This window comes from Burkholderia sp. ZZQ-2 (genome assembly GCF_050768715.1).
Taxonomy (GTDB): domain Bacteria; phylum Pseudomonadota; class Gammaproteobacteria; order Burkholderiales; family Burkholderiaceae; genus Burkholderia; species Burkholderia cepacia.
On sequence record NZ_LDVA01000086.1, the window covers coordinates 1 to 8865 of the forward strand.

The window sequence follows — 8865 nt, forward strand, 5'->3', positions numbered from 1 at the left end:
GCCCGCCGCTTGCCGCATTGGCGTGCGCGAGCGCGGTTTCGGCCGTCTCGCCGCGCCCGGGAATCACGATCGTCCCGTCGTCCGCGTGCGCGGCCGGGGCGGCGATCCACAGCGCCGCGGCGAGCGCAAAGGCACGCGCAAACGCACGCCGGACGTGCATGAGCCGCCCGTTCCTTCCGCGAAGTGCGCTGCCAGTCATCGCCCGATCCCCGATCCGTTGCTCCGCTTCGCATTCTAGGGAGCGGGGCCGTCGCGCAAACGATGAATAGAGGGGGCCTTTGCCGCGTTATTCGCCCGATTGCCGGTTGCGTCCGGCGCCTACCATCGCTGTCATGGAAAAAAGCCTCTCGGGTCGCCATCCGGCGCGAGGGGCGTGCAGCGCTTCATACGGAGAGACGCACACATGCTGGACAAACTCGATGCGGAATTCGCGTTCGGCCGACAGGCGCTCGACGTGCGCGCCTACCGGCAGGAACTGCTGTCGTCGAACATCGCGAACTCCGACACGCCCGGCTACCAGGCCCGCGACGTCGATTTCGCGTCGACGCTCGCGCGCTCGCTGAAGCAGGCCAATGGCGGCCTCGCGCCGAGCAACGCCGCGCAACTGCCGATGACGCAGCCGGCCGGCGTGACGAGCGGCATGTCGATGGTGTCGACGGCGGCGGGCCACATGGCCGGCACCGCGAAGCTGATCCCGACGGGCGGCCCGGCGGACGACTACGGCCGCGCGCAGTACCGGATGCCGCTGCAGCCGTCGCTCGACGGCAACACGGTCGATCTCGACGTCGAGCGCGTGCAGTTCGCGAACAACGCGCTGCACTACCAGACCGGGATGACCGTGATGACCCAGCAGATCAAGGCGATGATCGCCGCGATCACGACGAACCAGTGACGGCGCGCACCGCCTCCGAATCCGAGCAAAAGGAGCTTCCATGCCTTCGTTGATGAACATCTTCGGCGTCGCCGGCTCGGCGCTGTCCGCGCAGTCGCAGCGCCTGAACGTCACCGCGTCGAACCTCGCGAACGCCGACAGCGCGACCGGCCCCGACGGCAAGCCGTACAAGGCCAAGCAGGTCGTGTTCGCGACCGACCCGATCGGCGGCGCGCGCACCGCGTCCGGCCAGGGCGTGGGCGGCGTGCGCGTGACGAAGGTGATGGACGACCCGTCGCCGATGAAGTCGACCTACGACCCGTCGAACCCGGCCGCCGACGCGAATGGCTACGTGCAGATGCCGAACGTCGACCCGGTGCAGGAGATGGTGAACATGATCTCGGCGTCGCGCTCGTACCAGGCCAACGTCGAGACGCTGAACACCGCGAAGACGCTGATGCTCAAGACGCTGACGATCGGCTCGTAAGCCGCGCGCCGACCGACCTTACAGACCCGACAGTTCCGAAAGTCCAGACAGAAGGCCACCCAGGATGACTTCCTCCAGCACGACGATCGGCAGCAACGGCACGAACGTGTCGACCCTGCCGACCGACACGATGAACACCAACAACGTGTCGTCGACCAACGGCACGTCGGCGAGCGACCTGCAGGCGACGTTCCTGAAGCTGCTCGTCACGCAGCTGCAGAACCAGGACCCGACCAGCCCGGTCGACAGTTCGCAGATGACGTCGCAGCTCGCGCAGATCAACACGGTGAGCGGCATCGCGCAGCTGAATACGTCGCTCACGTCGCTGTCGTCGCAGCTCACGGCCGGCCAGCAGACGCAGGCCGCGCTGCTGATCGGCACGAACGTGCTCGCGCCGGGCAACGCGGTCGCGGTGAAGGGCGGCGCGGCGTCGCCGTTCGGCGTGTCGCTGTCGAGCTCGGTGTCGAACCTGACGATCACCGTGAAGAACGCGGCGGGCACCGTGGTGAACACGATCAAGGCGGGCGCGCAGTCGGCCGGCACCGTGCCGTTCAACTGGACGCCGACCGACTCGGCGGGCAATGCACTGCCGGACGGCAAGTACACGGTCAGCGCGTCGTACACCGACAGCAACGGCACGCCGCAGCCGGCCACGACGCTCGCGGCCTCGACGGTGCAGAGCGTGATCAAGCAGGCGGACGGCACGGCGGGGCTCGTGCTGTCGAACGGCACGACGGTGGGGCTGACCCAGGTCGCGTCGATCTTCCCGAATACGGCATCGTCGTCGCCCTCGTCCGGCGGCACCACCTCCAACTGATACTGATCGAGCATTCTCGAAACGGAGACCGAAATGGGTTATCAACAGGGTCTGAGCGGCCTCTCGGGTGCATCGAACGCGCTCGACGTGATCGGCAACAACATCGCCAACGCGAACACGGTCGGCTTCAAGTCGAGCACCGCGCAGTTCGCCGACATGTACGCGAACTCGGTCGCGACGTCGACCAACACGCAGATCGGCATCGGGACGCGGCTGAACTCGGTCGAGCAGAACTTCGGCCAGGGCGGGATCACCACGACGAACTCGTCGCTCAACGTCGCGATCAACGGCAACGGCTTCTTCCAGATGTCGAACAACGGCGTGACGACGTACTCGCGCGACGGCACGTTCCAGCGCGACAAGAACGGCTTCATCATCGACTCGCAGGGCCGCAACCTGATGGGCTACGCAGCCAACACGGGCGGCGTGATCAACACCGCGCAGACCGTGCCGCTGCAGGCGCCGACGACCAACCTCGCGCCGACCGCGACGACCAAGATCTCCGCGCAGTTCAACCTGAACTCGCAGGACACGGTGCCGACCAAGAAGCCGTTCAGCGCGACCGACAACACGACGTACAACTACTCGACGTCGATCCAGGTTTACGACTCGCTCGGCGGCTCGCAAGCGGTCAACATGTATTTCGTGAAGTCGGCGGCCGGCACGTGGGAAGCGTACGCGGGCGTGCAGGGCGGCGCGACGAACGACCTCGGCACGGTCACGTTCGACTCGTCGGGCGCGATCCAGAGCACGACGACGGGCACGCCGGCCACGCCGACCACGTCGCTCGGCCAGTTCCAGTTCACGGTGCCGAACACCGACGGCTCGGCGACGCCGCAGAACCTCACGCTCGACCTGACCGGCACGACGCAGTACGGCGGCAAGGACGGCGTGAACAACCTCGCGCAGGACGGCTTCGCGAGCGGCACGCTGACGACCTACACGATCGGCACCGACGGCAAGCTGACCGGCAACTACTCGAACGGCCAGACCGCCGTGCTCGGCCAGATCGCGCTCGCGAACTTCAACAACCCGAACGGGCTGGTGAACCTCGGCGGCAACCAGTACGCGGAAAGCTCCGCGTCGGGCGTGCCGCAGATCTCGGCGCCGGGCAGCACGAACCACGGCACGCTGCAGGGCAGCGCGCTCGAGAGCTCGAACGTCGACCTCACGTCGCAGCTCGTCAACCTGATCACCGCGCAGCGCAACTACCAGGCGAACGCGCAGACGATCAAGACGCAGCAGACCGTCGACCAGACGCTCATCAACCTGTAAGCGCGGATAACGGGCAGCCATGGACCGACTGATCTACACGGCGATGACGGGCGCGTCGCAGTCGCTCGACCAGCAGGCGATCGTCGCGAACAACCTCGCGAACGCGTCGACGACGGGCTTTCGCGCGCAGCTCGCGACGTATCGCGCGGTGCCGATGAATTTCGGCGACGGCAGCAACATCGACCCGACGACGACGCGCACCTACGTGCTCGCGTCGACGCCCGGCGCCGATTACGCGCCGGGTCCGATCACGCGCACCGGCAACCCGCTCGACGTCGCCGTGCAGGGCGCCGGCTGGCTGGCGGTGCAGGCGGCCGACGGCAGCGAGGCGTACACGCGCGCCGGCAACCTGCACGTCGACGAGAACGGCCAGCTCGTCACCGCGAGCAACCTGCCGGTGGTCGGCAACGGCGGCCCGATCTCGGTGCCGCCGAACGCGGAAGTGACGATCGGCAAGGACGGCACGGTGTCCGCGCTGATGCCGGGCGACCCGCCGACGGCGGTCGCGATCGTCGACCAGATGAAGCTCGTCAATCCCGATCCGGCCACGCTCACGCGCGGCAACGACGGGTTGTTCCGCACCGCCGACGGTAATCCGGCCGACGCCGACCCGAACGTGGTCGTCACGCCGAATTCGCTCGAGGGCAGCAACGTCAACCCGGTGACCGCGATGGTCGCGATGATCGACAACGCGCGCGCGTTCCAGCTTCAGTCGAAGCTGATCCAGACGGCCGACCAGAACGAGCAGTCGGCGAACCAGCTGCTCAACTTCAGCTGAGCGCCCGCGCCAGCTTACGCAGGAGAATCGACAAGTGAACCGTTCGCTCTACATCGCCGCCACCGGCATGAATGCGCAGCAGGCGCAGATGGACGTGATTTCGAACAACCTCGCGAACACCAGCACGAACGGCTTCAAGGCGTCGCGCGCGGTGTTCGAGGATCTGCTGTACCAGACCATCCGCCAGCCGGGCGCGAACTCGACGCAGCAGACCGAGCTGCCGTCGGGCCTGCAGCTCGGCACCGGCGTGCAGCAGGTCGCGACCGAGCGCCTGTACACGCAGGGCGGCCTCACGCAGACCGGCAACTCGAAGGACGTCGCGATCAACGGCGCGGGCTTCTTCCAGGTGCTGATGCCGGACGGCACGAACGCGTACACGCGCGACGGCTCGTTCCAGACCAACGCGCAGGGCCAGCTCGTCACGTCGAGCGGCTACCAGATCCTGCCGGCGATCACGATCCCGCAGAACGCGACGTCGCTGACGATCGGCAAGGACGGCGTCGTGTCGGTCACGCAGGCGGGCTCGACCAATTCGGTGCAGATCGGCTCGCTGCAGATCGCGACCTTCATCAACCCGGCCGGCCTCGAGGCGCGCGGCGAGAACCTGTTCTCCGAAACCACGTCGTCGGGCGCGCCGAACGTGTCGCAGCCGGGCCTGAACGGCGCGGGCGTGCTCAACCAGAACTACGTCGAAGCGTCGAACGTGAACGTCGTGCAGGAGCTCGTCAACATGATCCAGACGCAGCGTGCCTACGAGATCAACAGCAAGGCCGTGACGACGTCCGACCAGATGCTGCAGACCGTCACGCAGATGAAGAGCTAACCGGAAAGTCCCGTCGTCGCCATGAAGCAGGTTCGCCTCCTCCCGTCAGCCACCGTCCGCGCCGCATGCGCGGTCGCGGTGGCGGCGCTCGCCGCCGGTTGCGCGCAGATTCCGCGCGATCCGATCATCCAGCAGCCGATGACGGCACAGCCGCCGGCGCCGATGTCGATGCAGGCGCCCGGCTCGATCTACAACCCCGGCTACGCGGGGCGGCCGCTGTTCGAGGATCAGCGGCCGCGCAACGTCGGCGACATCCTGACGATCATGATCGCGGAGAACATCAACGCGACCAAGTCGTCGGGCGCGAACACGAACCGGCAGGGCAACACCGACTTCAACGTGCCGACGGCCGGCTTCCTCGGCGGGCTGTTCGCGAAGGCGAACCTGTCGGCCGCCGGCAACAACAAGTTCGCGGCGACCGGCGGCGCGAGCGCGGCGAACACGTTCAACGGCACGATCACGGTGACCGTCACCAACGTGCTGCCGAACGGCAACCTGGTGGTCAGCGGCGAGAAGCAGATGCTGATCAACCAGGGCAACGAATTCGTGCGCTTCTCGGGCGTCGTGAACCCGAACACGATCTCGGGCGCGAACTCGGTCTACTCGACGCAGGTCGCCGACGCGAAGATCGAATACTCGTCGAAGGGCTACATCAACGAAGCCGAGACGATGGGCTGGCTGCAGCGCTTCTTCCTCAACATCGCGCCGTGGTGATGACGATGCAGAAGACCCTGTTCGACCGGCTGTCGGCCCGCGCGCATGGCGCCGCGCGGCTCGCCCTCGTGTTCGCGGCGATGGCCGCGGCGTGCGTGCTCGGCGCGGCGCCCGCGCACGCGGAACGCCTGAAGGATCTCGCGCAGATCCAGGGCGTGCGCGACAACCCGCTGATCGGCTATGGCCTCGTCGTCGGTCTCGACGGCACGGGCGACCAGACGATGCAGACGCCGTTCACGACGCAGACGCTCGCGAACATGCTCGCGAACCTCGGCATCTCGATCAACAACGGTTCGGCCAACGGCGGCCCGTCGTCGCTGAGCAACATGCAGCTGAAGAACGTCGCGGCCGTGATGGTGACCGCCACGCTGCCGCCGTTCGCGCGGCCGGGCGAGGCGCTCGACGTCACCGTGTCGTCGCTCGGCAACGCGAAAAGCCTGCGCGGCGGCACGCTGCTGCTCACGCCGCTGAAGGGCGCGGACGGCCAGGTCTATGCGCTCGCGCAGGGCAACATGGCGGTCGGCGGCGCGGGCGCGAGCGCGAACGGCAGCCGCGTGCAGGTGAACCAGCTCGCGGCCGGCCGGATCGTCGGCGGCGCGATCGTCGAGCGTGCGGTGCCGAACGCGATCGCGCAGATGAACGGCGTGCTGCAGCTGCAGCTGAACGACATGGACTACGGCACCGCGCAGCGGATCGTGTCCGCGGTCAATTCGAGCTTCGGCCCGGGCACCGCGACGGCGCTCGACGGCCGCACGATCCAGCTCGCCGCCCCGGCCGATTCGGCGCAGCAGGTCGCGTTCATGGCGCGCCTGCAGAACCTCGACGTGAGCCCGGACAAGGCCGCGGCGAAGGTGATCCTGAACGCGCGCACCGGCTCGATCGTGATGAACCAGATGGTCACGCTGCAGAGCTGCGCGGTTGCGCACGGCAACCTGTCGGTCGTGGTCAACACGCAGCCGGTGGTGTCGCAGCCGGGGCCGTTCTCGAACGGGCAGACGGTGGTGGCGCAGCAGTCGCAGATCCAGCTCAAGCAGGACAACGGCGCGTTGAAGATGGTGACGGCCGGCGCGAATCTCGCCGACGTCGTGAAGGCGCTGAACACGCTCGGCGCGACGCCCGCGGACCTGATGTCGATCCTGCAGGCGATGAAGGCCGCCGGCGCGCTGCGCGCCGACCTGGAGATCATCTAAATGGCAGCCTCTCTTCCGAACGCGAACGACCTCACGCAGCGCTTCGCGCTCGACGTGCAGGGTTTCGACGCGCTGCGCGCGCAGGCCAAACAGTCGCCGCAGGCCGGCGCGAAGGCGGTCGCCGGCCAGTTCGACGCGATGTTCACGCAGATGATGCTCAAGAGCATGCGCGACGCGTCGCCGGACGGCGGGCTGTTCGATTCGCATACGTCCAAGCTGTACACGTCGATGCTCGACCAGCAGCTCGCGCAGCAGATGTCGACGCGCGGGATCGGCGTCGCCGACGCGCTGATGAAGCAGCTGCTGCGCAATGCGGGGCAGGGCGCGGGCAGCGACACGGCGGCCGACGTCGGCGCGGCCGGCCTGGGCGCGGGCGGCCTCGGCGCGTCGGGTAACGAAGGCGGCCTCGCCGCGATGAACGCGATGGCGAAGGCCTACGCGAACGCGGCGAACAACGGCGGGCTCGCCGGCACGCGCGGCTACTCGGCTGGCAGCGCGCTGACGCCGCCGCTGAAGGGCGCGAGCGGCGTGCAGGACGCCGACGCGTTCGTCGACCGGCTCGCGGGCCCCGCGCAGGCGGCCAGCGCGTCGACCGGCATCCCGGCGCGCTTCATCGTCGGCCAGGCCGCGCTCGAGTCGGGCTGGGGCAAGCGCGAGATTCGCGCGAGCGACGGCTCGACCAGCTACAACGTGTTCGGCATCAAGGCGACCAAGGGCTGGACCGGCCGCACGGTGTCGGCGCTGACGACGGAATACGTGAACGGCACGCCGCGCCGCGTGGTCGCGAAGTTCCGCGCGTACGACTCGTACGAGCACGCGATGACCGATTACGCGACCCTGCTGAAGAACAATCCGCGCTACTCGGGCGTGCTGAGCGCGAGCCGCAGCGTCGAAGGCTTCGCGCACGGGATGCAGAAGGCCGGCTACGCGACCGACCCGAACTACGCGAAGAAGCTGATCTCGATCATGCAGCAGATCGGCTGACGGCCCGTCGGCCCGCGCCGTTGCCCCTTTCGGACCGCGCCCGGCAGCCCGCCGCGCGCGGTTTCAACGTTTGCGCGAAAAAAATCCCCGTTTCGATCTAAACTTTCGGTCAGCACTGCCGCTAAGTGTGAGAGACCTGCGACCGGGCCCCCGTTCTGGCCCGGTTTTATCGCGCACCGGTTGCCCGGGCGCCCATGACAAGAAAGACCGGCTAGCCATGAATATCGAAACGTCGACGGACCCCAGCCTGGATGCAGGCCACTCCGGGCCCGACTATGCCCGCCGCAATCCGCTGGAAATCGGCGTGCAGCTGCGCAACCTCGTCAATCGCGGCGATTTCCTGACCGTCCAGTATCCGGGCGGCCAGCTCGTCACGCGCCTGCTCGAGGTGGATGTCGGCGCGCGGACGTTCACGTTCGACTGGGGCGCGCTGTCCGAGCAGAACGCCGGCATCCTGGGCGCGTCGCACTGCACGTTCGCGGCCGCGCCGGAGGGCGTGCGCGTCGAATTCTCCACGGGCACGCCGCGCGAGACGCGCTACGAGGGGCTGCCCGCGTTCGTCGCCGATTTCCCCGACGTCCTGATGTGCATCCAGCGCCGCGAGTATTTCCGCGTCGATGCGCCGGTCGTCGATCCGTACGTGTGCCGCGGCAAGCTGCCGGACGGCGAGAGCTTCCTGTTCGAGGTGCACAACCTGTCGCTCGGCGGCGTGGGGTTGCGCACGGCGGACGAACGCGTCGAGGCGCTTGAGGTCGGCACGCTGCTGCCCGACGTCGAGCTCGAGCTGACCGGCCACGGCAAGCTGTCGCTCGACCTGCAGCTCGTGTCGCAGCGTTCGACGCAGATGCCGAACGGGTCGCGGCGCTACCAGCTCGGCTTCCGCTACATGTCGCTGCCGGGCAGCGCGGAGAACACGCTGCAGCGGC

At 68.0% G+C, this 8865-nt stretch carries 10 protein-coding genes and 1 pseudogene; 10 read left to right on the forward strand and 1 reads right to left on the reverse strand.

Annotation, left to right across the window (positions count from 1 at the left end):
• A pseudogene (locus ABY44_RS03730) lies at positions 1 to 199 on the reverse strand (flagellar basal body P-ring formation chaperone FlgA); the annotation flags it as partial.
• A 204-nt stretch (positions 200 to 403) separates the two neighbouring features.
• On the opposite strand from ABY44_RS03730, the gene flgB reads away from it, so the two are divergent.
• The 10 genes from flgB to ABY44_RS03780 form a co-directional block, all read left to right on the forward strand.
• Positions 404 to 892 carry a flagellar basal body rod protein FlgB gene (gene flgB / locus ABY44_RS03735; RefSeq protein ID WP_021164155.1) on the forward strand — a complete coding sequence of 163 codons (489 nt, stop codon included), beginning with the start codon at positions 404 to 406 and terminating at the stop codon, positions 890 to 892.
• A gap of 40 nt (positions 893 to 932) precedes the next feature.
• Positions 933 to 1358 (forward strand): flagellar basal body rod protein FlgC, encoded by a 426-nt coding sequence (flgC, locus tag ABY44_RS03740; RefSeq protein ID WP_021164156.1) that lies wholly within the window; start codon positions 933 to 935, stop codon positions 1356 to 1358.
• A 64-nt stretch (positions 1359 to 1422) separates the two neighbouring features.
• Positions 1423 to 2175: a flagellar hook assembly protein FlgD gene (locus ABY44_RS03745; RefSeq protein WP_027788919.1), complete on the forward strand. Its 753-nt coding sequence runs from the start codon at positions 1423 to 1425 to the stop codon at positions 2173 to 2175.
• 33 nt (positions 2176 to 2208) lie between these two features.
• Positions 2209 to 3450: a flagellar hook protein FlgE gene (gene flgE / locus ABY44_RS03750; RefSeq protein ID WP_060174233.1), complete on the forward strand. Its 1242-nt coding sequence runs from the start codon at positions 2209 to 2211 to the stop codon at positions 3448 to 3450.
• Between the two features lie 19 nt (positions 3451 to 3469).
• Positions 3470 to 4228: a flagellar basal-body rod protein FlgF gene (gene flgF / locus ABY44_RS03755; protein WP_027788921.1), complete on the forward strand. Its 759-nt coding sequence runs from the start codon at positions 3470 to 3472 to the stop codon at positions 4226 to 4228.
• Positions 4229 to 4262: 34 nt separating this feature from the next.
• Positions 4263 to 5051, forward strand: a complete 789-nt coding sequence (gene flgG, locus ABY44_RS03760; protein WP_021164160.1) for a flagellar basal-body rod protein FlgG — start codon at positions 4263 to 4265, stop codon at positions 5049 to 5051.
• 21 nt (positions 5052 to 5072) lie between these two features.
• Positions 5073 to 5765: a flagellar basal body L-ring protein FlgH gene (gene flgH / locus ABY44_RS03765; protein ID WP_021164161.1), complete on the forward strand. Its 693-nt coding sequence runs from the start codon at positions 5073 to 5075 to the stop codon at positions 5763 to 5765.
• A gap of 5 nt (positions 5766 to 5770) precedes the next feature.
• Positions 5771 to 6955: a flagellar basal body P-ring protein FlgI gene (locus tag ABY44_RS03770; RefSeq protein WP_060174261.1), complete on the forward strand. Its 1185-nt coding sequence runs from the start codon at positions 5771 to 5773 to the stop codon at positions 6953 to 6955.
• Positions 6956 to 7939: a flagellar assembly peptidoglycan hydrolase FlgJ gene (gene flgJ / locus ABY44_RS03775; RefSeq protein ID WP_059700409.1), complete on the forward strand. Its 984-nt coding sequence runs from the start codon at positions 6956 to 6958 to the stop codon at positions 7937 to 7939. It abuts the gene before it with no gap.
• Between the two features lie 217 nt (positions 7940 to 8156).
• On the forward strand, positions 8157 to 8865 hold a 709-nt coding region (locus tag ABY44_RS03780), incomplete at its 3' end, for a flagellar brake protein (RefSeq protein ID WP_431640880.1).

Bases quoted from the DNA above. Each gene is read 5' to 3' on its own strand.
- flgF (WP_027788921.1), top strand. From the start codon at position 3,470: ATGGACCGACTGATCTACACGGCGATGACGGGCGCGTCGCAGTCGCTC.
- flgE (WP_060174233.1), top strand. From the start codon at position 2,209: ATGGGTTATCAACAGGGTCTGAGCGGCCTCTCGGGTGCATCGAACGCG.
- flgJ (WP_059700409.1), top strand. From the start codon at position 6,956: ATGGCAGCCTCTCTTCCGAACGCGAACGACCTCACGCAGCGCTTCGCG.
- flgC (WP_021164156.1), top strand. From the start codon at position 933: ATGCCTTCGTTGATGAACATCTTCGGCGTCGCCGGCTCGGCGCTGTCC.
- ABY44_RS03770 (WP_060174261.1), top strand. From the start codon at position 5,771: ATGCAGAAGACCCTGTTCGACCGGCTGTCGGCCCGCGCGCATGGCGCC.
- flgB (WP_021164155.1), top strand. From the start codon at position 404: ATGCTGGACAAACTCGATGCGGAATTCGCGTTCGGCCGACAGGCGCTC.
- ABY44_RS03745 (WP_027788919.1), top strand. From the start codon at position 1,423: ATGACTTCCTCCAGCACGACGATCGGCAGCAACGGCACGAACGTGTCG.
- flgH (WP_021164161.1), top strand. From the start codon at position 5,073: ATGAAGCAGGTTCGCCTCCTCCCGTCAGCCACCGTCCGCGCCGCATGC.